Annotated in this window: 20 protein-coding genes; 14 read left to right on the top strand and 6 right to left on the bottom strand. The window is 39.5% G+C overall.

Annotated elements, in window-relative coordinates:
* Nucleotides 1–273: 273 nt before the first annotated feature.
* From QUE03_RS07895 to QUE03_RS07835, 13 genes are all read left to right on the top strand, one after another.
* Nucleotides 274–840 carry a bacteriohemerythrin gene (locus tag QUE03_RS07895; RefSeq protein WP_286266845.1) on the top strand — a complete coding sequence of 189 codons (567 nt, stop codon included), beginning with the start codon at nt 274–276 and terminating at the stop codon, nt 838–840.
* A gap of 322 nt (nt 841–1162) precedes the next feature.
* Entirely contained in the window at nt 1163–1516 is a 354-nt protein-coding gene (locus tag QUE03_RS07890) for a c-type cytochrome (RefSeq protein ID WP_286266843.1), read from the top strand.
* The gene (locus tag QUE03_RS07885; RefSeq protein ID WP_286266841.1) at nt 1506–2738 is read left to right on the top strand and encodes a cytochrome D1 domain-containing protein; all 1233 of its coding nucleotides are present in this window, start codon (nt 1506–1508) and stop codon (nt 2736–2738) included. The genes QUE03_RS07890 and QUE03_RS07885 overlap by 11 nt, the downstream gene beginning before the upstream one ends.
* Before the next feature lie 2 nt (nt 2739–2740).
* Nucleotides 2741–3217, top strand: a complete 477-nt coding sequence (locus tag QUE03_RS07880) for an Lrp/AsnC family transcriptional regulator (RefSeq protein ID WP_286266840.1) — start codon at nt 2741–2743, stop codon at nt 3215–3217.
* 1 nt (nt 3218) lies between these two features.
* Complete coding sequence (gene ahbB / locus QUE03_RS07875) at nt 3219–3773, top strand: siroheme decarboxylase subunit beta (protein ID WP_286266839.1); 555 nt, start codon at nt 3219–3221, stop codon at nt 3771–3773.
* Complete coding sequence (locus QUE03_RS07870; RefSeq protein WP_286266838.1) at nt 3770–4285, top strand: Lrp/AsnC family transcriptional regulator; 516 nt, start codon at nt 3770–3772, stop codon at nt 4283–4285. Before ahbB (QUE03_RS07875) ends, QUE03_RS07870 begins: the two co-directional genes overlap by 4 nt.
* On the top strand, nt 4260–4820 hold the full coding sequence (gene ahbB, locus QUE03_RS07865; RefSeq protein WP_286266837.1) for a siroheme decarboxylase subunit beta: 561 nt from the start codon (nt 4260–4262) through the stop codon (nt 4818–4820). Before QUE03_RS07870 ends, ahbB (QUE03_RS07865) begins: the two co-directional genes overlap by 26 nt.
* Before the next feature lie 6 nt (nt 4821–4826).
* Nucleotides 4827–6017: a heme d1 biosynthesis radical SAM protein NirJ gene (gene nirJ / locus QUE03_RS07860; RefSeq protein WP_286266836.1), complete on the top strand. Its 1191-nt coding sequence runs from the start codon at nt 4827–4829 to the stop codon at nt 6015–6017.
* A 24-nt stretch (nt 6018–6041) separates the two neighbouring features.
* Complete coding sequence (gene cobA / locus QUE03_RS07855; RefSeq protein ID WP_286266835.1) at nt 6042–6905, top strand: uroporphyrinogen-III C-methyltransferase; 864 nt, start codon at nt 6042–6044, stop codon at nt 6903–6905.
* 30 nt (nt 6906–6935) lie between these two features.
* A complete protein-coding gene (locus QUE03_RS07850; RefSeq protein ID WP_286266834.1) occupies nt 6936–8564 on the top strand; it encodes a nitrite reductase in 1629 nt (542 codons plus the stop codon).
* A gap of 144 nt (nt 8565–8708) precedes the next feature.
* Entirely contained in the window at nt 8709–9530 is an 822-nt protein-coding gene (locus QUE03_RS07845; RefSeq protein WP_286266833.1) for an SDR family oxidoreductase, read from the top strand.
* Nucleotides 9523–10452 (top strand): helix-turn-helix transcriptional regulator, encoded by a 930-nt coding sequence (locus QUE03_RS07840; RefSeq protein ID WP_286266832.1) that lies wholly within the window; start codon nt 9523–9525, stop codon nt 10450–10452. Before QUE03_RS07845 ends, QUE03_RS07840 begins: the two co-directional genes overlap by 8 nt.
* A 93-nt stretch (nt 10453–10545) precedes the next feature.
* Nucleotides 10546–11361, top strand: a complete 816-nt coding sequence (locus tag QUE03_RS07835; protein ID WP_286266831.1) for an SDR family oxidoreductase — start codon at nt 10546–10548, stop codon at nt 11359–11361.
* A 46-nt stretch (nt 11362–11407) separates the two neighbouring features.
* Here the strand turns inward: QUE03_RS07835 and QUE03_RS07830 are convergent, their stop codons facing one another.
* From QUE03_RS07830 to QUE03_RS07810, 5 genes are all read right to left on the bottom strand, one after another.
* Nucleotides 11408–13885, bottom strand: coding sequence for a DUF748 domain-containing protein (locus QUE03_RS07830; protein WP_286266830.1), 2478 nt, complete (start codon nt 13883–13885; stop codon nt 11408–11410).
* Between the two features lie 409 nt (nt 13886–14294).
* Nucleotides 14295–14468, bottom strand: coding sequence for a DUF3012 domain-containing protein (locus tag QUE03_RS07825; protein WP_286266829.1), 174 nt, complete (start codon nt 14466–14468; stop codon nt 14295–14297).
* Nucleotides 14469–14622: 154 nt separating this feature from the next.
* Nucleotides 14623–15822: an alginate export family protein gene (locus QUE03_RS07820; protein WP_286266828.1), complete on the bottom strand. Its 1200-nt coding sequence runs from the start codon at nt 15820–15822 to the stop codon at nt 14623–14625.
* Nucleotides 15823–16293: 471 nt separating this feature from the next.
* A complete protein-coding gene (locus QUE03_RS07815) occupies nt 16294–18489 on the bottom strand; it encodes an immune inhibitor A domain-containing protein (protein WP_286266827.1) in 2196 nt (731 codons plus the stop codon).
* 344 nt (nt 18490–18833) lie between these two features.
* Complete coding sequence (locus QUE03_RS07810; protein WP_286266826.1) at nt 18834–19619, bottom strand: DUF2884 family protein; 786 nt, start codon at nt 19617–19619, stop codon at nt 18834–18836.
* A 248-nt stretch (nt 19620–19867) separates the two neighbouring features.
* Here QUE03_RS07810 and QUE03_RS07805 point away from each other — a divergent pair, with 248 nt between their 5' ends.
* The gene (locus QUE03_RS07805; RefSeq protein WP_286266825.1) at nt 19868–20467 is read left to right on the top strand and encodes a hypothetical protein; all 600 of its coding nucleotides are present in this window, start codon (nt 19868–19870) and stop codon (nt 20465–20467) included.
* Nucleotides 20468–20587: 120 nt separating this feature from the next.
* Here the strand turns inward: QUE03_RS07805 and QUE03_RS07800 are convergent, their stop codons facing one another.
* Complete coding sequence (locus tag QUE03_RS07800; RefSeq protein ID WP_286266824.1) at nt 20588–23695, bottom strand: efflux RND transporter permease subunit; 3108 nt, start codon at nt 23693–23695, stop codon at nt 20588–20590.
* Nucleotides 23696–23703 lie beyond the last annotated feature (8 nt).

The following is a 23703-nucleotide window of genomic DNA, read 5'->3' as shown; positions in this document are numbered from 1 at the left end:
CTTGATTTCAATTAATGCACTATAAAACCAGATATTACATTGTGTAAAAAATGAGCGCGTATTTGTTATTTACTACTATCCTGTAATTTGCTGATGAAATAACTGATACAGATCAAGTTTAAAAACAAAAGTATCATTGAAGGGTTGTACATATTGATCGAGGTCAACAAATACACCTAAACCACTTAAGGTTTAGCAAAATAACTTTAAGATGTAGTGACATACTGAAGTTAAGCAAGCAGAATAACCATATATTTTTTAGGGGTAATATCAATGAATAACAGAACTAAGTCTTTAATTTATGCTGCAGTAATTGGGCTTATTATTGTGACCATTTTCTTAGGATTCCTGTCGAGTATCACTAATCCTGTGTCTTGGATTTTAATTGTTGTACTTTTACTTATTTCGACACTTTACAAAAAAGCTGCTTCCAACAAAGAAATGTTATGGAAGGAAGAATATTCCGTTGGTGTAGATGTTTTAGATAACGATCACAAAAAACTTATCAGTTTACTCAATCAATTTACAACAGCATATGATTATGCCATGAGCGAAGAATACGAACGTGAAGCATTGAATGACTTAGTCAACTACACCAAACATCACTTCCAACGAGAAGAAGAGTTAATGGCTAATGCACAGTACCCAGATTTAGAGAATCATAAGAAGCAACATGTTGTGATGATTGAACAAGTGGGTAAATTTGTCGAGCTATATAACGAACAAGGCCATGACTCAATGAATGAAATAAGCACATTTCTAACGAATTGGCTGATCAATCATATCCAAGGTACCGATCAAGAATATACTGAGCACCTTAATAGCAAAGGCATCAAGTAGAAAGAGACATAAAACGTAGGTTTTACATAATGTTAGCCTACGCTCCAGCCTTATCTTCAAGTAGTAAACAATAACTACCGTCGACAACAACCGAATAATATTCTGCCCACTTATTTCGCACTAAACCTTTAAATTACATCAACTTAACCGTAGTCAATCGAATTTAAATCAATACAACAACTAACAAATTGTCAAAAATCCGATTTAAATCAAAAAAACCTCACCTAAATCCAGCAAAGTATGATCTTTGACAACATTTGAGTGCCTACTATCATGATATGGTACAGACCATTATTTGATGCTTCGTTTTAATGGAGAAAAGATGAACTTGAAACAAAAACTCTTCATGTTTTTTTTGTGTGTATCTCCTTTGGTCACAGGATTTTCCAGTAGTGCAACAGAACAAGAGAAGACACTAACTGAACAAAGAAAATCTGATTTAGTTCATCTGGTTAAACAAGATTGTGGCTCTTGTCACGGTATGACTCTCAAAGGCGGTTTAGGGCCATCCCTACTAACAGAAAATTTAAGAGACAAACCACTTCTTTTCATTCAAAACACAATTTTACACGGCCGTCCCGGGACAGCAATGCCACCATGGAAAACGATATTGACAGTAAAAGAAGCCGAATGGATTAGTTTACAATTACAAAAAGGAACTATTGATGAAAAATAGCCGTGCTCGAGTTTTACTAGCGCTATTGCTAGGGTCGACTCTAATAGCTTGTTCTTCAAATACCAATGACACTTCATCGAACAATACCACCTATAGACCTACAGGTGATTTAGGCGTGATTATTGAACGTGCTTCTGGACAAGTTCAAATTGTTAATCATAGCCACAAGCAACAAATCAGTGAAATTGATGGTTTAGGTGATTTATCCCACGCATCAATTGTATATTCTCGCGATGAACGATTTGCCTATGTTTTTGGCCGCGATGGTGGTTTAACTAAAGTTGATTTGCTCAAAGATAAAATTGACCGTCGCATAATCCAATCAGGTAACAGTATTGGCGGCGCCATCAGCCAAGACGGTAAATTAGTCGCCGTTTCCAACTATACACCAGGTGGTGTAAAAGTCTTCAACAGCGACACCTTAGAGCTTGTTGCAGATATCAAAGCGACAATAGTACCGAGTAAAGGTTTAACCAAAGATGGCCTACCCTACCGCTCCAAGGTTGTCGGATTAGTCGATGCTCCCGACAATAAGTTTGTCTTTAGCTTGTTTGACAGTCATGAAACATGGGTAGCCGATTTTTCCGGTAAAAAAGTTGAGATTACCAAATATACAGATATCGGATTATTTCCTTATGATGCCCTAATCAGTCCTGATGGTCGTTACTATATTGCCGGTTTGTTTGGCGAAGATGGCATGGCATTACTTGATTTATGGCACCCAGAAAAAGGCATGCGTCATATATTAAAAGACTATGGCAAAGGCGACAAAAAATTACCTGTTTATAAGATGCCACATTTAGAAGGCTGGGCCATTGCAGGAGATCATGCTTTTGTCCCTGCGGTTGGTCAGCATAAAGTACTCGTTATTGATACGAAAACATGGCAACAAGTCGCTGAAATTCAAGCTCACAGCCAACCTATTTTCGTGATGGCACAACCAGATAATCGTCAGATATGGGTGAACTTTGCTTTTCCTGATAACAATACCATTCAAATATTTAACACCGAAACTTTTGAAAAAGTAAATACGCTGCAACCTGGTCCTGCGGTCTTGCATATGGAGTTTACGCCGCGTGGCGAGCATGTTTGGATGTCAGTTCGAGACAGCAATGAAGTGCATGTGTATGACACGAAAACACAAACATTACTGAAAACAATACCTTCAAAAAGTCCAAGTGGTATTTTCTTCACCAACCGTGCGCATCAAATAGGTCTGTAACTATGACACTTTCACTATTGCAGCAACAAATTATCAATAGCTATCAAAAAGGCTTCCCTGTTTGTTCTCGCCCCTATCAAGTAGTGGCAACAGCGCTAAATAGTACTGAAGATGACGTTATTTCAGCTATTAAAGATTTAAAAGACAAAAACATATTGTCACGATTAGGACCAGTGTTTTGTCATAAAAAAGCAGGCGCAAGTACTCTAGCCGCAATTGCAGTACCGCCAGCTCAACTGGATAAAGTGGCGGGCATTGTTAACCAGTTCGAACAAGTTAACCATAATTATGCGCGTGAACATGAGTACAACCTTTGGTTTGTCGTTACAGCAAATGATGCTGTAGCACTAGAATATACGTTAATGGAAATAGAGCTTTTAACTGGATTACCTGTTTTGGTACTGCCGATGGAAGCGGCCTATCACATTGATCTTGGTTTTAATATTGATTTTCAACAGTCAAAGATGAAGGAACATTAGTATGACGAGCTTACGACCTATTGATGCCAAAGCCCACGTTCTCGGACAAGTACCGTATTGCTCTCTCACCGAGCAGCAGCAAGTTAAGCTAAGAGCCATAATCGAGCAAGGGTTACCGCAAGTGGCTCAACCTTATTTAGCTATTGCAAAGCAAATAGATGCAACAGAGCAGCAAGTATTAGAGCAAGTAGCTATGTGGCAAGAGAGTGGATTAATAAAACGCTTTGGCATAGTGGTCAAACATAGACAACTTGGCTATACCGCAAACGCAATGGTGGTATGGAATATTGCAGACGCCGACGTAGAAAAAGTCGCAAGTAAATTATCACTCTATGATGAAGTTTCACTATGTTATCGCCGCCCTCGCCGATTGCCTGACTGGCCCTATAATCTATTTTGCATGATCCATGGTACAGATCGAGATTTGGTCTTGGGTCAAATCGATAAAATCACCAATGAGTTAGCCCTTGAAGACGTACAAAAAGACGTATTATTTAGCTATAAAGCTTATAAACAAAATGGTGCTCGTTACGGTAAAAATGGGCAAAAATCATGATCGAAGCCTCTGCAAAAACAAAAATAGACGAACAAACAGACCGTAAAAGAACGCATGAAGTTGTCGAGTTAACGCCGTTAGATAAAGGACTGATTAACCTCTTGCAACATGGCTTGCCAGTATGTGAGCGTCCATTTGAAGTTATCGCCAATGAGTTAAACTCTACAGAAGAAGAAGTCATTACTCACTTAAATCAATTGCTAGAAAGTAAAGTGTTGAGTCGATTTGGTCCTATGTTTGATGCAGCCTGCTTAGGTGGGGCATTTACGCTGGCGGCACTTGCTGTGCCTGACGAGAGATTTGAAGCAGTTACAGCACAAGTGAACAGTTTTGAGCAAATTGCTCATAACTACCGACGAACTCATCAATACAACATGTGGTTTGTTATCGCAACGGAGTCTCAACAAGAAATTTATCAAGTCATCGAAGAGATAGAAAATATGACTGGGCTTGAAGTTCTAAACGCACCTAAATTAGAGGAATTTTATGTCGGTCTCTACCTCCCAGTCTAATGCACTTACGCCTATAGAGCGTGAATATGTGCTGCTAACTCAAAATGGTTTACCTATTGTAGCTAGACCCTACCATTGGATTGCTGAACAGTTAAAAATATCAGTAGAACAAGTTTATGAGTTAACTGAAAAATTCTTAGAAAATGGCATTGTTCGTCGAATCGCTGCAGTCCCTAACCATTATAAGTTGGGCTACACTTATAATGGCATGACCGTATGGGATATTGCTGATGAACATGCCACTACGTTTGGTGATGCAGTCGGCAAACTTCCTTTTGTCAGTCACTGTTATTTACGTCCACGAAAATTACCAAGCTGGAATTTCAATTTGTTTGCCATGGTACACGGGAAATCTCCTGATGAAATCGAGCAACAACGTAGCCAAATTAAAAAATTACTGACTGATGTACTGGTTGAACGTTTTCATGATGATGAGCAAAAAACACTCTTCAAACCATATGACATGTTAACCAGCACCCAAATATTAAAAAAGACCGGATTGCGTCTTAAACGAAATTCAACAGAGAAGGCATAGTAGATTATGTTTAGGATCTCACAATTACTTAAAACCTTTCACGATGATTTACCTCCAGGCAAGGCACACAAAATGCCTGGACCTGTCGTGATCTGGAACTTAATTCGCCGTTGTAACCTCCGCTGTAAGCACTGTTACTCAACGTCCCTTGATATTGATTTTAAGGATGAACTGACGACAGAGCAGATTAAAGCAACGATTGATGACCTGAAAGTTGCCCATGTCCCTGTACTAATCTTATCTGGCGGTGAGCCATTAATGCGCCCAGATATTTTTGAAATTACGGCATATGCTAAATCAAAAGGTTTCTATGTCGCACTATCAACTAATGGTACGCTCATTGACGAATCAAATATTGAGAAAATAAAGGCTGCAGACTACCAATATGTTGGAATTAGTATTGATGGTTTGGAAGAGTTCCACGATGAATTCCGTCAACAAAAAGGTAGCTTTAAACAATCAATGCATGCCCTAAAACTGTGCAAAGAGGCAGGGATTAAAGTGGGCATGCGACTTTGTTTAACACAGGATAATTTTGCTGACTTACCTGCGATGTTGAACTTAATGGAAGAAAATAATGTCGATAAATTCTATTTATCACACTTAAATTATTCCGGTCGTGGAAAACGAAACGCAGAAAATGATGCAGTATTTAAAATGACCAAAGACGCAATGGAGATGCTTTACGAACGAGCTTGGTCGCATATTTCAAAAGGAATAGAAACCGATTTTGTCACAGGAAATAACGACGCAGACGGTCCTTTTTTGCTGCAGTGGGCACAGAAAAAGTTTGGTGACAAATACCCAGAGCGTATTGAAAACCTACGCCAACGCCTAATAAATTGGGGCGGAAACGCCAGTGGCGTAAATGTTGCAAACATTGACAATACAGGAACCATTCATCCTGATACATACTGGTGGAACCACCCAATTGGCAATGTCAAAACTGAAAAATTTTCAGACGTTTGGCGAAATACTCAAGATCCACTAATGCTAGGGTTTAGACAATCGCCAAGACCTGTCAAAGGTCGCTGTGCTAAATGCCAGTACTTGAACATCTGTGGTGGCAATACTAGAACCAGAGCGTTTGCCCAAACCAAAGATGCATGGTCAGAAGATCCTGGTTGCTACTTGGAAGATCATGAGATTGGCATTGCCAGTCAAGTAGCCGAAGAAATTTCCGTTGTACAAGTATAGATAAGACAAATTAAAGGAAAATATATGACAACCTCACCACTATCGATTAGCAGCGCAAAAATAAAGTCTTATGGAAAGTCTTGTCTTAACGCTGGAGAAGTTGCTTTAGTTGGCTCAGGTCCTGGTGACGCAGAATTACTCACCATACGAGCAGTAAGGTTTATTGAACAAGCAGAAATAGCTATTTACGATCGTTTAGTTAGCGAAGAGATACTGGAATTGCTGCCTGAAAATTGTGAAAAATACTATGTTGGTAAAGAGCAAGCGAAACACTGTGTACCACAAGACAAGATCAACCAACTTCTCGTAGACCATGCCAAAATGGGTAAAAAAGTCCTACGACTAAAAGGCGGTGATCCATTTATCTTTGGGCGTGGTGGTGAAGAAGCAGAATTCATGCTAGAACGTGGCGTAAGCTGTCACGTTTGCCCCGGAATTACGGCGGCTTCTGGCTGTACAACATATTCTGGCATACCGCTAACTCATCGCGGTGTTGCTCAAGGTTGTACCTTCATAACAGGTCACATGCAAAATAATGGTCAGCTAAACTTACCATGGGAAAGCTTATCTAGTAAGGCGCAAACCGTGGTGTTTTATATGGGCATTAATACCTTACCTAAAATTACCGAACAGTTAATAAAGCACGGCCGAGAAGCAGATACGCCTGCCGCACTAATCCGTAAAGGAACACAACCCGAGCAGCAAACCTATCGTGGTACTATTGGTAACTTGGCTGAATTAGTAGAAAAGCATAACATCACGCCACCTACCCTTATCGTAATTGGTGATGTAGTGAATCAATTGACTGACAAAAACCTGAAAACACCGGGCTTTTTCGATGCAAATGATTACGTCCAAGCTAGCGAAATCCAAATTAAGACGGCTTAATCTTTGGAATTAAGACATTAAGGCACTTAAATGAAGTCAAAAATTTTGATGGCGGTAGTTAACCTACCCGTCTTTAAAGGTGTATCTTTTGCACTAACGTTGGCAACAAGCTTTGCTTTTTCTGCCAATTTACAAGCAGCGGATAGTACTATAGCGAAAGCTGAAAAGCTCTACGAAACACATTGCCAAACATGTCATGGCATAGAGCGCATGGGCGCAATGGGTCCAGCTCTTTTCCCTGAAAACCTTTCTCGATTAAGAAAAAATAAAGCGGTAAATGTCATTAAACATGGCCGAGCGGCAACGCAGATGCCTAGTTTTGTAAAAACATTGAATGATAGTGAAATCAATACGCTTATTGACTATATCTATACGCCAGCGAAAGAGCTTCCAAAGTGGAGCATGGCGGATATGAAAGATTCTCAGGTTCAACATTTTGACCAAAGTAAGTTGGGTAACACGCCTGTTTTTGATGCCGACTTGATGAACTTGTTTATTGTTGTCGAACTTGGCGATCATTCGGCAACTGTACTCAATGGTGATACATTTGAGCCAATCACACGATTTAAGACTCGTTTTGCCTTGCATGGTGGTCCTAAATATTCACCTGATGGCCGCTATGTTTACTTCGCCTCAAGGGATGGATGGATCAGCAAATACGATATATACAACCTAAAAGTTGTTTCGGAAATCAGGGCTGGGATTAATACTCGAAATCTAGCCATTTCTTCAGACGGTAAATACGCTATTGTGGGTAATTACTTGCCGCACAATGTGGTTATTCTAGATACTAAAGACTTAACTCCAATAAAAACAGTTGAAACAATTGACTCACAAGGCGTTAGTTCACGTGTCAGTGCGGTATACAACGCACCACCTCGTCATAGCTTTATAGTGGCCTTAAAAGACGTTAAAGAGGTATGGGAAATCCCATACAGTGATAAAGGTGGTGTTGAAGTGTTCAAAGGTTGGGCACATGATTACCGTAAAGACGGCGGCGAAGGGGAATTAGAAAACTGGAAAATTGAAGATGCCTTCCCTATTCGACGTATTCGTACCGCAGATTATCTGGATGACTTTTTCTTTGACCCTGAGTACATCAACTTGATAGGTGCTTCTCGCGATAGTCAAAATGGTCAAGTAATTAATTTAGATACCAAAAAGAAAGTTGCCACTATCGAGATGGCCGGTATGCCACACTTAGGCTCAGGGATTACATGGGATTATCAAGGTAAAACTATATTTGCTTCTCCTAACATTAAAGATGGCCGCGTATCTGTGATTGATATGGAAAATTGGAATGTAATTAAAGAAATTAAAACCGAAGGCCCCGGTTTCTTTATGCGCAGCCATTCTAATTCACCTTACGCGTGGGTAGATGTATTTTTTGGTCCAAACAAAGAAAAAGTACACGTCATTAATAAAGAAACATTAGAAATAGTGAAAACCCTCGCTCCTGCCCCAGGGAAAACTGCAGCACATGTGGAATTCACCAAAGATGGAAAGTACGTTATTTTAAGTATTTGGGATAATGACGGTGCGATCATTGTATATAACGCTAATACACTGGAAGAGATAAAGCGATTACCAATGAAAAAACCATCAGGAAAATATAATGTGTTTAATAAAATAAATTACGAAAAAGGCACCAGTCACTAAGTTTCATTTATTAAGCCATACTCCTTTAAACGGAGTTAATTAAGAGGGAGCTCATGTGGCTCCTTTTTTGTTCCGGCAGATGTTTAAGGCTCATCATTAAACGTTTAACAAAGCAATATTACGATCTTCAAAGGAAAAGCTCTCATGGCAAAAGTCGTGCTAATTACAGGTGCAAGCTCCGGTATCGGTAGAATAACTGCGTTAAGACTCGTGCAAGAGGACTATATTGTTTATGCTGGCACTAGAGAGCCCTCAAAATTTTCAATCACTTTAGAAAACTTACATGTTGTCGCCCTTGATATCACCGATAATCAAAGTATTGATAAGGTCATTAAACGCATAATTGATGAACAAGGCACGATAGATGTTCTCGTTAACAACGCAGGCTATGCGCTAGTATCAGCGGTTGAAGACGTCACGGAAGAACAAATGTACCAACAATTTAATATCAATGTATTCAGTCTTTTTCGCTTGTGTAAAGCGGTTACGCCTTTAATGAGAAACCAAAGCAAAGGCGTGATCATCAACATCAGTTCCTTCCTTGGCAAAATAGGACTGCCCCTATTCACCTTTTACAACTCAAGTAAGTATGCGGTTGAAGGTGTAACTGATTCACTTAGATACGAGTTAAGCCCTTTTAATATCAGGGTACACTCGATCATGCCGGGTTTTTTTAGCACTAACTTCTCCAAAGGTAATTTAGTTGTTAATTCATCAACTATGGCAAAAAGCAGCCCGTACTCCGCCTTAACCGATAATTTAGTCCCAAATATTTTGGAGCAAATAAACGAAGGAAATGATGCTACCGAAGCGGCAGATCTTATTATTAAGATCATCGAAGATAAAACGTTCCCCGCAAGAGCGACGATAGGAGATAAAGCCAGAAAGTTTATCCCCATGCGACGAGAACTGTCTGACGAAGATTTCGAACGTAGAGTCAGGGAGTACTATAGCTTACATGGATAGCTTCTTTTTTAATATTACTGATAGATGTTATAAACTTACTGAACTGTACAAACATTGTAATCAGCATATCTATCGTGTTGATATCTCAAATGGTTTAGTCTTTTTTGATATTTCACTTAATATGACTGAAAACAAAGTACTACGCCTGAAAAACCTCGATCGCATGAACTTTATCGTCTCTGTGCGCCAAGGTGCATGCTTAGTAAAAGACAATATTGCCCAAAAGGACGTCAAGTTAAATAGGGACAACACATACTTATTTGGTTCTTCTCGGCAAGATTTAGAAATAACCATTGAACACTCAGAAAAATCCGAGATATTCATTCTCTTTATCGGTGACTTTTTCATTAAAAGGTACTTAAGTGACAATACCGACGAACCGATCAACTTTTTATATGAGAAGCTGCAAACTGAAGTTAGCCTTGAGCTAATCAATGAGACACCGACCGACGCGCTTAGCCTTTATCTTATCGATAAAATCATTAAAGCTAAACACAATGAGAAGATGAATAGTATTATCAGTGAGCATCGCGCCATTGAGTACATCATCCACCGATTTTCATTACTTGATATACTTGATCCGAGCGTGCACACCGAAGAGGAAGTTGAAATAGCTGCAAGGGCTAAAAATATCATCCTTCAACACTATTGCAATCCGCCTTCTCTTAAAGAGCTGGCAAGGTTATGTGCTACTAATGACTTCAAGTTAAAAAAATCTTTTAAAAAAGTCCATAAAACCACCATTTACGCTTATATTCAAAAGCTTCGTTTAGAAAGAGCTAACCTGCTTTTGCGAGAAAACATCATGAGTGTTGCCGATATTGCACATGAAATTGGCTACAAACATCAAGGGCACTTTAGCTCAATATTTTATAAAGCATATGGCGTATATCCTAAAGACTTAAAAAGCTCCGCATTGTGATACTTAATAATCCCTTTAGTGACAAAACCCTATAATAATAATTAGTCCGCCAAGGTAATATTTGCTTAATGAAATCACTACTTAGGAAATATTATGACTAAAGTTGTTTTGATCACTGGTGCTAGTTCTGGAATGGGCGAAATTACCGCTCGTTTTTTAAATGAAAATGGTTATACCGTTTATGCAGGAACGCGAGATAAGAGTCTTGAAACGCCCAAAATACAAGGCGTAAACAATATTTATCTTGATGTCTCTGATACTGAATCAATGCAAAAAGCGGTAACGTCAATTATCGCTAAAGAAAGCAAGATTGATGTGTTAGTTAATAATGCCGGATTTGGACTTGTTTCGACCGCTGAAGAAGCGACTGACGAAGAGATCTTTAAACAGTTTGATGTGAATGTTTTCGGCTTAATGAAAATGACCAGAGCCGTACTTCCTTATATGCGCGAAGCAAAAGCAGGTGTCATTATCAACATCAGTTCATTCTTAGGAAAAATGGGGCTACCACTATTGTCTCATTACAATGCAAGTAAGTATGCCGTTGAAGGCTTCGTTGATTCTATTCGTTTTGAAGTCGCCCCGCATAATGTGCGTGTTCATTCTGTTCAATCAGGGTTATTTGGCACTAATTTTGTTAAAAAAGGCCTTGTAGCAAATGCTGCAACAACTAGCGATGACTCACCCTATAAAGAGCTGGTTGCCCATTTTGTTCCAATTGTTGCTAAAGCGATCAATGAAGGCCCTAGCCCTCTACCAATTGCTGATGCTGTAAAATCGATTATAGAAGATGAAAATTCTGCTATTGCCGTCCCTGTAGGCAGCGAAGCGACAACATTTGTCCCTTTACGTAAAGAGCTCTCTGACGAAGCCTTTGAAGTAAAAGTGAAAGAAACGTTCGGTATCTAATATTTACTGCTCACCATACTGAGCGAACAGTAGCTTTGTGCAATAGTTACACACTGAACTCCATACGCGGGGTTGCTTGTTCGCTTTCATCGACACTTGGCGCGCACAGCAAGATACGTTTAGACTCAATATTGTGCTCGCTCATCAGGTAACTTTTTAAATGACCTGCGCGTTGGAGACTTAGTTCACGAAGCTTTTCATCAGCGTTCTCTTTTGGCGTGGCCATTTCACTTATAGCTGCAACGGCACACAGCTTGATGTGCATCTCTGGACGTTCAATCATTAAACCAGCAATTTGATCAATATATTCACGTTGCTCAGGCGCCAAATTGATTTGCTCTTTTTCATAGTTCATTGGTTTTATATCGGTTTTTAGCATATAACCGCCAGCAAACTTAGCAATAGAGACGATATTGGCATATGGAACAAATGTTTGAATCAAATAAGTTTCTGTCGCCGCCATTATCGCTTTCTTACCGACAATATTAATAAAGCTCGCGAAGCCAAATTCAGGATCAGAAATATTTCCGGCCAATGGGATTTCTAAATCAACATTACCATTTTCATCTTTTAGCATATTAAATGCTGAACCCAGTGAAATCAGGCTATCACTTGAGGGTTGCTCATTGTGATTACTTTCTTTCTCAGTAATATCAACACCGCGTAGCACGATATTAGAATCCCCCTGCAAAACGTCATCTTTAATTGTTAAATCAATATTTGTATCAAGTTGACCACTAGCAAAACTCAAGTCTGCCATATCGCCCAAATATGCTGAAAGCGCAGGCAAAGAAAGCTCTTCCAAATTACCTTTGAATGAAACATTTGTTTTATCTGCCCATGGTCTTACAGTCCCGTCAAAGTTTAACTTGGCATGTTGATCTACTTCGGCGAGCAATGTATAGGTTGTTAGTTCATTTATTTCACTGGATAGATTATCTAATGCAAATTTTTCAATTTTAATGTCGCGCTCAAAGGTTTGCTCAAAACTCATATCTCGAAAATATATATTCGCTGGCTCTGCAAGAAATATCCTATGAATCAAAAATTCAAATATCGAGTGATCTTCATCTTTTGGTTGTGTTGGTGATACTTGAACAATCTCAATAGTGTCTTGTTGCGTAGAAATCTCATTGTTGTCTTGAGCTACCTCTCCATCACGGTTGAGTAGTGGCAGGTTTGCAAGCTTTCGTTGCGCATCTAGAATGATGTTAGCGTCAATGGCGCCAAACTCAATTTCCGATAGGTTTAAAGCTTCATTAGAAAAAACAATGTCTCTGAGCGTTATTTGCTTAAAACTAGCTAGAGTGGGCGCTTGGTTGTCCTCAGACGCTTTGTCTTCTTGATGTATCGATAAATGTTCACCAATGAACAATTGTTTAGCCATAACTGCTTTTGAAGATATTTCAACACGGCCTTGTTTGAAGCGCAGCGTTATCGGCTCTGTTGTAAATTGGCCGAGAGAAAGCAACTTTTGTTTTTGCTCCGATTGCTCAATCGCTAGTTTTTCTAGACCTACGGTTAACTCACTTTCGATATCTATAGCGAAATTACTCTCTTCTACTTTTTGTTGCTGTTTAGGCAACTTAATAACGACATGCGTATGATCACTTTCGATGGAGAAAGCCCCAACCGAAGCAACACGCTCATGATCTGTTACCTGCACGTTTTCAGCACGAATATGGGTATCACTAATGGCAAAATTCATTTCGCTGGGGTTTAGTGTTGTTTCAATGGTCATTGCTACATCGGTGTTAGCTGACAGATGATGAATGGTTGAGGGCAAGTATTGCTTGAGCTTTTCGAAGGTAAAATCTGATAATCGAATTTCTGTGAGAATTTCACCTGCTGAATTGTTAAGCCCACCATCGAGTTTCACCTCAATATTGGCATTGTTAACCGAACCATTAGTGGATAATAAAAAACGTTGCTCGAAAGCAGAAGCTGTTAATTTATCAACATTGATTGCGTATAAGTTCAACTGGTGCTCAATACCAAATTCGTTAAAAGCAATATTTATATTGCTGACGTCAATATTTGATAAATCAACCGACCAGTTACTTTGTGCATCACTCAGTGGCTCTTTGAGTTCTTTCTCTTTAGTCCCTGCATTTAATTTTTGAGTGTTGATCCCGGCAATAATGAGCCCTTGTGTATTCTTTAATATAGAAAGATATACCCCATCAACGGTTAGTTCATCAAACATCAACTGTTTCGAAAATAATGCCAATAAATTAACGTCAATTTTCACTGTCTTTAATGCGAATGCTGGTGTTGTTCCTAATACATCCGTTAATTCAGCATTTTCAATTACTAAAGCGCCCTTAAAAGGATTGAAAGACAAGTCACTCTTGTTTGAAAATTTAACATCATATACTTTTAGCTCTTGATTCAATTGGTATTTCAAAAAGTACCCACCAAAAACCCATACACCACTGAGCATTATAAATAGACAGGTAAACAGGATGAGAACTGGTGTTTTTAGCCATGAAAGTGCTCGGGAGGTTTGTAATTTATCTGTCATTAATACGTCCATTTCTATTGGTATCTAAACTAACAATCATTATCCGCTTTTCAATTTTACATAAAAAACCTAAGTAACTCGAAGATAACTCAATACATAGGATTTTAATCTATAAAACAATATTTTACGACATTATAATTTCAGGTTTAACCGTTTATCTATTTGTTTTGTTCCCCAATTAGGACTGAAAATTTTAAATACTTCATCTACTAGGAAACAATGTGAAACATACCTATTCCCCAACCTAGTACGAGCAAAATACACCAATAAAACTGTTAGTTTTATTGTGCAAATTATTGCCTAACATGAAGGTTGCTTTAACTTTTGAAAAATATGAATCACTTAAACTTAGCTATAAAAAAGCCAACAATAAAGTTGGCTAATTAATGTCTAATAAACCAGCAATTGGTTAATCTTCTTCAGAACGAAATAGACAATGTTTTGTATAATCCTTGCTTTCAGTCATTGTCCAATCTCCTTTAGGCTTTTCAGACAAAGCCTCACACCACTTCTTACTACCCACTTCAGGAGCACATGCCGTAATTGTTATACAGACCGCGAACATTCCAATTATTTTTTTCATCGAACACCTTTTCATAAAATTAATTGTCGATAACATATCATAACAAAAAGCCACTTAACGTTAAGCAATAAAAAGCCGTTATTGTGAAATCACAAGAACGGCTTTATTAATCAATGGTCTTAGAAAGGTTCTCTAAGATCTTTAAGGTGGCTAATTAAAACTTAGCGCCAACCCATATCCAAAGCTTATCAGTGTCTACATATGAACCATCTTCAGCTGAATATGCGGCAAACTTAACACCACCAGAGAAAGTTTTGTTGAAACCGCGTGTATAAGCAATATCGATTTCGCTACCAAAATCATCAATACGACTTACTGAGCCATCATCGTTCGCAACGTTAGTATCTTCATCCGCACTGAAGTCGTGGTATGTTGCAGACCATTTGCCGCCAAAAGCTTTACCAGCAACTGTTACGTACATGTCAGCTAAACCTTGCTTAGGCGTACCTAAGAACATGTCCGCCCAACCATTGAACTTATGTAAAGTTGCTAATGGAGTTGAGAACGCATAATTACCATCATCGCTACCTAGTAACTCGTAACCACCTTTAATTGTGATACCGTTTGTCACATAACCTAACTCAGCTAACATGTAATCTGCATCGTAGTCAGTAGTATCTGTTTCTGATGATTGTGTTGCATACTCAGCAGTATAAAGTAACTTGTTGTCACCCATTTTCTTAGCGCCAGCAAAACGCACGCCGTAAGTATCTAACGAGTTGTCTGCACCTTCATCAACTTCTAATAAGTAGCTATATGCAGATAATTTACCCGCATCTAGCTTGTATGAAAGGTTGATTAAGTGATCTTTTGCATCTAAATCAGCTTCTTCACCGAAAATACGGTTACGCTTAGTAATGTATGCATAGTTAAGACTTAACTTATCTTGTTTGTACGCAACGCTTGCTGCGTCAAACGTTTGCTTATCTTGGCGCCAGCCAACATGACCGACAAAACGGTGATTGTCTAAAGTGATAACTTGGCGACCTAACTTAGCTGTTACGCCGTCTGATTTGTATTGAACATAAGCTTGGTCAAGCTCTGTTGTTTCAGGATCAGCTATGACTGAGTATTCGCCGCCATTACCTACTTTATCATTGTAATCGTCAATGCCCACTTGACGGGAGTCTTCAAATTCTACATAACCTGAGAACTTGTTATACGATGCCGTTTTATAGCTTAACAACGTGCGAAGTGTTAACGCGTCAGCGTCTTTTTTCGCATTATCTTGTTCAACATTTTCGTAACGTAGTCGCATGTCTAATTTAACTTCGCCCTTATCTTCCGCGTAAGCTGTACCGGAAAGAGCAACAAGAGCTGTGGTAATCGCAATAGATAAATTTTTAAGTTTCATGTTTTTAGTTCCTAACTAATTGTATGTACCATTTTTTAATGGTTAATTCTTTTGAGCATTTCGTAAATCTGGCGCCACTATAGATCCGCCTTGCTCGAAATTTATTACGCTACATCAAAGTTTTTAACTGTTTTATAACTTTTCGTGACGTTTCTTTGACCTATATCTAATTTAAATTACGTTCTTTATTTCTTCTTTATTAATACAAGCCATACCCGTCAAAATATCCCTATATTTAGTCGGCATTTTTTAATCGCTAATGATAGTAAAACCAAAAGTCTTATCAAGTATAAACAAGCATTTAAATAAATATGTAGTGAAACAAGATTTAGCCGAAATAAAGCCCCAAAAAGTGAATGTCTTTTCAAGTGAGTATAATGTGACAGTGAGGTAATGTTTGGAAGAAGTCATAGAAAAAAGGTTATGTAATTTAAAACCACATAACCTTTTGCATTAGATAATCAGACGGTTCTATTTAGATGCACGCACTTCTACTTGCATTAAATTACCATGAGCACTAACACTCTTTATTCTAATCTGAGTACCTGTATGCGGATTAATTACGCCCGCAGTTGGTGTTAAAGGGTTCCAATATTGATTATTGTCATCAAAAATTCTCTCTCCCGCTTGGCTTGGGTGATATGACTCAACACTAAACCAATGTAAATTAAGCTCATCCGTCGGCGCTATAGAGAAAGTAGAATCAAAACCTTGAACACGATTTCTCCAATTACCGCCGTCAGGGCGTATCATTACTTCTGGGTGTGCATCAATAGGTAAAATTAATCCCCGCCCTGGATGAGTATTGGTATTATTGTTAGCTTGAGAAGTATCCCAATAATTGATTAATAAACCATCTTGGTATGGGAAACGTTCTACTCGGTCAAACGACTCATCCAAGAAACCAAAGTTATACGGGCCAACAGCTAAGTTTTTGTCATAACCATAATAATTTCGATTTGCCGCGATATAGGCATTGAAATGTGATGAGCTGTCGTTACCGTCCGTCATTTTGTATCCATTAAACGCCCAACCGGTGTCTGATTCAGCACCCTCAATTGCATGACCAGTGATATTGAGATCATCAACCATAATACCCACTTCGGCAACCGCACTATCCGTAACATAGCTAAAACCTAACATGACCTCACCGCTGTAGGCCGATAAATCAGCAGTTAAGTCAATCCATCCGCCACTATAGCCAGTAATGCCATTACCTAAATTAGTCGCATTAGGGTTTGTATTAGTCGAAATGTTGGTTTCAACAGTAGACCAATTTTGACCGCCATCTGTCGACACAATGAGGTATGCATAATCCCAATCTGACTCTATATCAATATTTACTTTCGCTGACAATGCAGAGTTATCTTCAAGGGTGAACGCTTTTGACATAGTATTGCTGAGATTATTCCCAGATCCACTGTAGTAAAAGTAATCACCAGCATAAGGTGAGCCAATGAAAGAGTCGACAACTTTATCCGGTAACACAACAATCAGTGCTTGCGCTTGCTTGGTGTTTGTCGCTGCTGGCCCCAGCTTATGCTGTGACTTTTGACCCGCATAAGCAACTTCATAGTTTAGCCACCCTAACTGAAGCTTTTCCCATGCGCCCATATGACCAGGCATTGAGCCTATATCTTTAGTTCCATCGCTAAGCCACGAACCTGACGACATTAAACTCCAAAAACCGGTAGAGTTGCTGCCACCACTAGTATCGTATAAATCAGGTAGCCCTAGATCATGAGCAAATTCGTGTGCAAACACGCCAACACCACCATTTTCGGGCTCAATGGTGTAATCCCCAATCCAAAAGCCACTGTCGCCAACTTGAACACCACCCGCTAGATTGCCCGTTGGCCCCTCGCTACCTATCACATGAAAACGAGCATACCAGCGGTGACTCCAGATCGCAGCGCTACCAAGAGCTCCACCACCGGCTTCTTCACCTTCACCCGCATGAATTGATTGGAAGTGGTCAATGTAGCCATCAGGTTCATCAAAGTTTCCGTCACCATCGTGATCATAACGATCCCAAACATCAAATTTGCTTAAATATGCATTTATTTCTTCGGGTGTCTTACCTGCATTAATCTGATTTTGATACCAACCGTCCACAGAGTCCTGGATAAATGACCATAGCGCTAGAGCTCCAGCATCATCGTCATAACTTTGTGCTGTTCCTGGCACAGAGACCCAATCGGTAACATCGCCGTCAACGGCGTATCGATTTGAAGATAATTCAATGTAGAAATTCCTTACTGAGTTCGCTCCTTTTTCCTCAGAAAAAAGCATCGTTTCATAGTGCTCGCGATTGAAATTTTCACGCCAAATAGTGGAATTATTATCGGTGCCTGGTTGGGCGATATTGTTATGAGAAAAATTAGAAAATTCTCCCAATACAGACCAGATGAGATCTTCTCCTTCACGCTCCAGTTCTACAAATTGCCCACGAGCAACTTGATGTGTTTTGCCATGTGCTTTGCCAATGATTTTCGCCTGTATAGCTTTTTGCCTAAGTTCTTTTTGCTTTTTCCCCAATGGATGACTGTAATCATCTCCTTTTTTATTTAAACCTGGAGGCCCATCAACAGGAGGAACCGCCTTAACCAAAGTAGAAAATGAAAAAGCCAACGCCAAACAAAGTAGTTTTTTTCGTTTTATTATCATCGTAATTTCCTTAAAAAATGATTTTTTTATGAAACAACTCTTAACATAATCTGTAAGCTTTGATTAAGACAAACTAAGGACAACTTGTTAAATTGAACGGTCTAAAAAAGCACGAACAGTGCCAGATGATTTAATTACAATAATTTCAATACGTTAATAAGTTATGAGATATAATAAACATGATGTTGGTAAAGTTATCTGACAGTTAGCATACGCCCTAGAAGCTATTGGAAGTTGGAGGTTTAATTAACTAGAAGTTGTTATTTTAGAAGTTAGGCTTTCAACAAGGGGAATGTTGCTTAATTAGCGCAACGCTCCCCGAGTCAATATATTCTTACCTATGATTAAATTTCGTCATGACGTGTATGTTTTACAGACAGCATATTGATATCTGCCAATGCTTCAATTTCAGCTCGCAGTTGTTCTTCTTGTTGATCAATCACAACCAATGACTCGCATAGTTTATCAGCATCTCGCTCTAACGCTTCTCCACGAGATTCCATCTCATGTTCAATTTGCTGACCAAACGTTTCCATTCGCGCCTCAAAGGCATCCATGTCACCACCAGAGAACAGCATTTCTTGACCGACAGCGATCAATAACGAACCCATCGAGTCTTTGATAGCACTTTCCATCACGTCTTCAATTCTTTCTTCAAAATCATCGCCTAAGATATCTTCACCAGTAAAACCATCTTCATCAACATATAAACCTTTTTCCAACGACAAATTCTCGTTTAACTCAACACGAATATCATTCAGCGATTCTGTTAAATCTCGGCCTAAATCATTGCCTTCACCCAATAATTCATTGAATGCTAAATTGACCCCATCAACTGCCAAATCCATGCCTTCTAGAGCAACATTCTTAATTTCAGGTACCAATGATTTAATATTCTTAGAGTACTCAGAGACTAGCGTTTGCTGACTGCTGTTTAAGTCAATGCTTTGCCCGTCAACAAATAAGTATTCATCATCAACTATTTTATAGAGCGGTTTATTGTTCTTACTAAATTCAACCACCGCACTATTAATTGATACGCCGCCATTTAAGTCGGCGTTACAAGAGTTGTCATGAGCCAAAGTTGAACTTGAAGCAAGTATTGCAGAAGTGATTAACAAAGCTTTCATTGTTTATTCCTTTGAAATGAGTAGAAGCTTCTTATTGTTATCAAGGAAAGTGCCAAATATTATTATTTAATATAATCAACAAGATACAGAAATCGTGGACAATTACTTATTTAAAATGAAAGTAACATGTAGCGAATATCACCACTTATTAGTGTATATACCAATTCGAGTATGCGCATTTATCGCTACAGTAAATAATATCCATGGTCTTTCAGTTTGATGTATATTGTCGGCAAAGGAGAACATAAATGAATAAATTTCCACTACTTACTTTAGTTACATGCTTAGCATCACCATTAGCTGCTTTTGCGCAAACAGAGCACGCGCCACTCGTTTCCATTGACACCCACGATAACTTTTTTAACCAAATTAAAAACCTCTGTCATAAGGCATTTGAAGGTAAAATCGCCATAGACAATGCCAAAGGTGATAGCTTTGCCAATAAAAAGCTGATTATGCATGTCAGAAAATGTAATGATCGCCAACTGCAAATCCCTTTTCATGTTGGTGAAGACGCCTCAAGAACGTGGATCATCACAAAAACAGGCTCAGGACTCTCTTTAAAGCATGATCATCGTCATAAAGATGGTAGTCATGATAAATCAACCATGTACGGCGGCCATACGCTTGATGCAGGTTGGGATCAAGTGCAATCTTTCCCTGCCGATCAATACTCAAAAGAACTGTTTGTTGAATTGGGCATACCCCAGTCTGCTGGCAATACTTGGCAAATGTTCATTTACCCCGAGAAATTCAGTTACAGAATGATCCGTCAAGGCCGAGAATTTCGTGTTGACTTTGATTTAACTAAACCGATAGAAGCTCCAGCTGCGCCTTGGGGTTACTAACAGTTGTCTAATCACGATTTGATTACGGTGATTTGTTTGCAATGATCTTTAAACACACACAAAAAAGGCGAAGTAAACTTCGCCTTTTTTCATAAAATTAATCCCCTAAAAAGGTTGATGCTACGAACCTGCACTTTTGATTTTTTCACGCATCTGTTGTACAAGCTTATAAAAGTATGGAATTAACAAAGTACCAAATATCGTTGCAGCTAACATACCTGACATTACCGTCAAACCTAATGACACACGACTTCCAGCTCCAGGGCCACTAGCAAAAACAAGCGGTAGCACGCCAAGTACAAATGACAATGCCGTCATCAATACAGCCCTAAACCTGAGTTTAGCGGCCTTCTCTGCTGCTTCAACAATACTCATGCCTGAATTTCTGAGTTCTATTGCAAACTCAACGATAAGGATCGCGGTTTTTGTTGACAGACCAATTAACAATATCAAGCCAACCTGGGCATATATGTTATTTGCAAGGCCAATCGTATAAAGCGTAGCCATAGCACCAAAAATAGCCAAAGGCACAGCGGCAAGCACGGCAAAAGGTATCGTCCAACTTTCATATTGTGCCACCAAGAATAAATAAACAAAGACAATGGCTAAGCTAAATAGTATTGGCGCTAAATCCCCTGCCTCAAGCTCTTGTTTAGACTGTCCCGCCCATTCATAACTAAAGCCATCAGGTAATTGACTCGCTATCTCTTGCATCACTGCAATTGCTTGACCTGATGAGTAGCCCGCAGCTGCATTACCGGTAATGCTAGCACTGCGATACAAGTTAAAATGATCAATTGAGGTGGGACCAAGAATTGGCTCTAATTTGGCGAGCGTGGTAAGGGGTACCATTTCACCTTCACTGTTTCTCACATAGTAATACTGCAAGTCTTCTGGCTTAGCTCGATATTCACTTTCCGCTTGAATAGTCACTCGGTACGTGCGGCCAAACTGGCTAAAGTCATTAATGTACAATGAGCCCAACTGAGCCTGTAAAGTTGTGAATATATCAGATAATGCAACGCCTTGTGCTTTTGCTTTATTGCGATCCACTTCTAAACGATATTGTGGCACGCTCGCACTAAAAGTGCTGAATACGCGCATTAACTCAGGGCGCTGGTTGGCTTCAAATATGAGTCCATTCATCACTTGTGCAAGCTGCTCTGGCGTTTTACCACTGCTATCTTGCAGCCTAAACTCAAACCCAGAACTATTGCCAAGCCCAGGGATGGGTGGTGGATTAAAAATCATAATTTGCGCATCAGGAATAGACCACAACTTGCCCATTAATCTTGGGATCACTTGTCTTAATCCCATGTCCGGCGCTGTCCGTTCTTCCCAATCTTTCAACATTATGATGCCGAAACCATTGTTTGAACCAGCGCCACCAAGCAATGAGAAGCCTGAAACCGTTATAACATCTTCTACAGCAGGGTCATCTTGAATTAGCGGCGTGATTTGTTCAATCAATGTCTGTGTCCGTTGACTCGCCGCGGCATCCGGCAATTGAATATTTAAAAAGACATAGCCCTGATCTTCACCTGGTACAAATGCAGTCGGTACTTTCTGACTAAGCCAGCCAGTTAGGACAAAAATACCCAGTACAACTATTCCAACACGTAATGATTTCTTAATTAAATACTGGACACTGTGACTATAACTGCTAGTTAATTTTGTAATTAATCGCTCAAACCCTGCCAACCACGTCACAGGTTTCATGTGTTTTTGGTGCAACAATACACTGCATAATGCAGGACTTAAAGTCAGCGCGTTAATGGAAGAGATGATAACCGCAAATGAAATAGTCACTGAAAATTGTTTGTATAACTCTCCGGTAATACCGGGCATGAAAGCCACTGGAACAAACACCGCCAATAACACGAGCGTTGTTGCGATAATAGGGCCAGAAACTTGTTCCATCGCTTTGGTTACCGCCTCTTTGACCGCTAGGCCTTCTTCTTTCATCAGGCGTTCAACGTTTTCTATCACCACGATGGCATCATCAACCACGATACCAATTGCCAACACTAGGCCAAATAAAGTAATAGTGTTAATTGAATAACCCATCACCAACATAAAGGCGAATGTACCTACCAATGACACCGGAATAGCTATCGATGGAATAATCGTTGCGCGCCAATTCTGCAAAAATAGGAATACCACTAGCACAACTAGAGCTACCGCTTGATATAACGTTGTTTTTACTTCTGCGATAGAGCGAACAATAAACTCCGTGGTGTCAAACGAGACGACGTAATTTAATCCTTGTGGAAAGCGTTCTGATAGTTTTACCATTTCCGCTTTTACATTGTCCGCTACTTGTGTCGCATTGGCATCTGGTAGTTGATAAATCACTAAAAACGCAGTCGACTGACCGTTATATTTTGCCTGAATACCATAATCTTGCGAGCCCAACTCAATACGTGCAATATCAGATAAACGAACAAAGTCACCACTACTGTTTGCTCTGATCACGGTTTTGGCAAATTCTTCTGGTGTTTTTAGTCGACCTTTTGCTTGAATAGAATATTCAAACTGCTGGTTAGGTAATGAAGGGCTTGCCCCTAATTTACCCGCCGCGACAATAATGTTTTGCTCTTTTAGTGCTTGTTGTACCTCAGCAACCGTAATTTCTAAAGAGGCCATACGGTCGGGCCTCATCCAAGCCCGCATGCTGTAAGTCATTTCACCCATCACTACAGCCGAAGCTACCCCTGGAATTCGGCTCAATGGTTCGGTTAATGAGTTGGTGGCGTAATTACTTAAGAACAATTGATCAATTTCTGGCGTTTCACCATAAAGGTTGACCGCCATTAGCATATTAGAAGACTTTTTCTTAACACTGACTCCTTGGCGAGTCACTTCCGCAGGTAACGAATTTTCCGCAAGTGCTACCCTATTTTGTACATTGACTTGTGAAATATCACCGTCAGTGCCTACTTTAAAGTAAACGTTTATCGTCGCAGTGCCGTTATTTGATGCCGTTGATTCGATATAGAGCATATCTTCAACACCATTAATCTGCTCTTCTATTGGCCTAATAACAGCCTCTTCAACCACTTGTGCACTTGCGCCAGGATAAACCGCTGAGATTTCAACTTGTGGTGGCGTGATTTGCGGGTACATATTGACCGGCAATACACTCATCGCAATCACGCCTGCAAGCGTGATAAGGATTGAAATGACAAACGCGAGCTTAGGACGCTCAATAAAAACTTTACTGATCATGTCAAAAG

The sequence above is a fragment of the Thalassotalea atypica genome (assembly GCF_030295975.1).
Taxonomy (GTDB): Bacteria; Pseudomonadota; Gammaproteobacteria; order Enterobacterales; family Alteromonadaceae; genus Thalassotalea_F; species Thalassotalea_F atypica.
The sequence above is the reverse complement of the archived record's forward strand: the minus strand, read 5'-3'. Positions and strand labels throughout refer to the sequence as shown.

What these genes read in the sequence shown, in the direction of transcription:
- QUE03_RS07835 (WP_286266831.1), top strand. Translation starts at nt 10,546, where the DNA reads ATGACTAAAGTTGTTTTGATCACTGGTGCTAGTTCTGGAATGGGCGAA.
- cobA (WP_286266835.1), top strand. Translation starts at nt 6,042, where the DNA reads ATGACAACCTCACCACTATCGATTAGCAGCGCAAAAATAAAGTCTTAT.
- ahbB (WP_286266837.1), top strand. Translation starts at nt 4,260, where the DNA reads ATGTCGGTCTCTACCTCCCAGTCTAATGCACTTACGCCTATAGAGCGT.
- ahbB (WP_286266839.1), top strand. Translation starts at nt 3,219, where the DNA reads ATGACGAGCTTACGACCTATTGATGCCAAAGCCCACGTTCTCGGACAA.
- QUE03_RS07830 (WP_286266830.1), bottom strand. Translation starts at nt 13,885, where the DNA reads ATGACAGATAAATTACAAACCTCCCGAGCACTTTCATGGCTAAAAACA.
- QUE03_RS07870 (WP_286266838.1), top strand. Translation starts at nt 3,770, where the DNA reads ATGATCGAAGCCTCTGCAAAAACAAAAATAGACGAACAAACAGACCGT.
- QUE03_RS07885 (WP_286266841.1), top strand. Translation starts at nt 1,506, where the DNA reads ATGAAAAATAGCCGTGCTCGAGTTTTACTAGCGCTATTGCTAGGGTCG.
- QUE03_RS07815 (WP_286266827.1), bottom strand. Translation starts at nt 18,489, where the DNA reads ATGATAATAAAACGAAAAAAACTACTTTGTTTGGCGTTGGCTTTTTCA.
- QUE03_RS07825 (WP_286266829.1), bottom strand. Translation starts at nt 14,468, where the DNA reads ATGAAAAAAATAATTGGAATGTTCGCGGTCTGTATAACAATTACGGCA.
- QUE03_RS07820 (WP_286266828.1), bottom strand. Translation starts at nt 15,822, where the DNA reads ATGAAACTTAAAAATTTATCTATTGCGATTACCACAGCTCTTGTTGCT.
- QUE03_RS07895 (WP_286266845.1), top strand. Translation starts at nt 274, where the DNA reads ATGAATAACAGAACTAAGTCTTTAATTTATGCTGCAGTAATTGGGCTT.
- QUE03_RS07840 (WP_286266832.1), top strand. Translation starts at nt 9,523, where the DNA reads ATGGATAGCTTCTTTTTTAATATTACTGATAGATGTTATAAACTTACT.
- QUE03_RS07805 (WP_286266825.1), top strand. Translation starts at nt 19,868, where the DNA reads ATGAATAAATTTCCACTACTTACTTTAGTTACATGCTTAGCATCACCA.
- QUE03_RS07890 (WP_286266843.1), top strand. Translation starts at nt 1,163, where the DNA reads ATGAACTTGAAACAAAAACTCTTCATGTTTTTTTTGTGTGTATCTCCT.
- QUE03_RS07880 (WP_286266840.1), top strand. Translation starts at nt 2,741, where the DNA reads ATGACACTTTCACTATTGCAGCAACAAATTATCAATAGCTATCAAAAA.
- QUE03_RS07850 (WP_286266834.1), top strand. Translation starts at nt 6,936, where the DNA reads ATGAAGTCAAAAATTTTGATGGCGGTAGTTAACCTACCCGTCTTTAAA.
- QUE03_RS07810 (WP_286266826.1), bottom strand. Translation starts at nt 19,619, where the DNA reads ATGAAAGCTTTGTTAATCACTTCTGCAATACTTGCTTCAAGTTCAACT.
- QUE03_RS07800 (WP_286266824.1), bottom strand. Translation starts at nt 23,695, where the DNA reads ATGATCAGTAAAGTTTTTATTGAGCGTCCTAAGCTCGCGTTTGTCATT.
- QUE03_RS07845 (WP_286266833.1), top strand. Translation starts at nt 8,709, where the DNA reads ATGGCAAAAGTCGTGCTAATTACAGGTGCAAGCTCCGGTATCGGTAGA.
- nirJ (WP_286266836.1), top strand. Translation starts at nt 4,827, where the DNA reads ATGTTTAGGATCTCACAATTACTTAAAACCTTTCACGATGATTTACCT.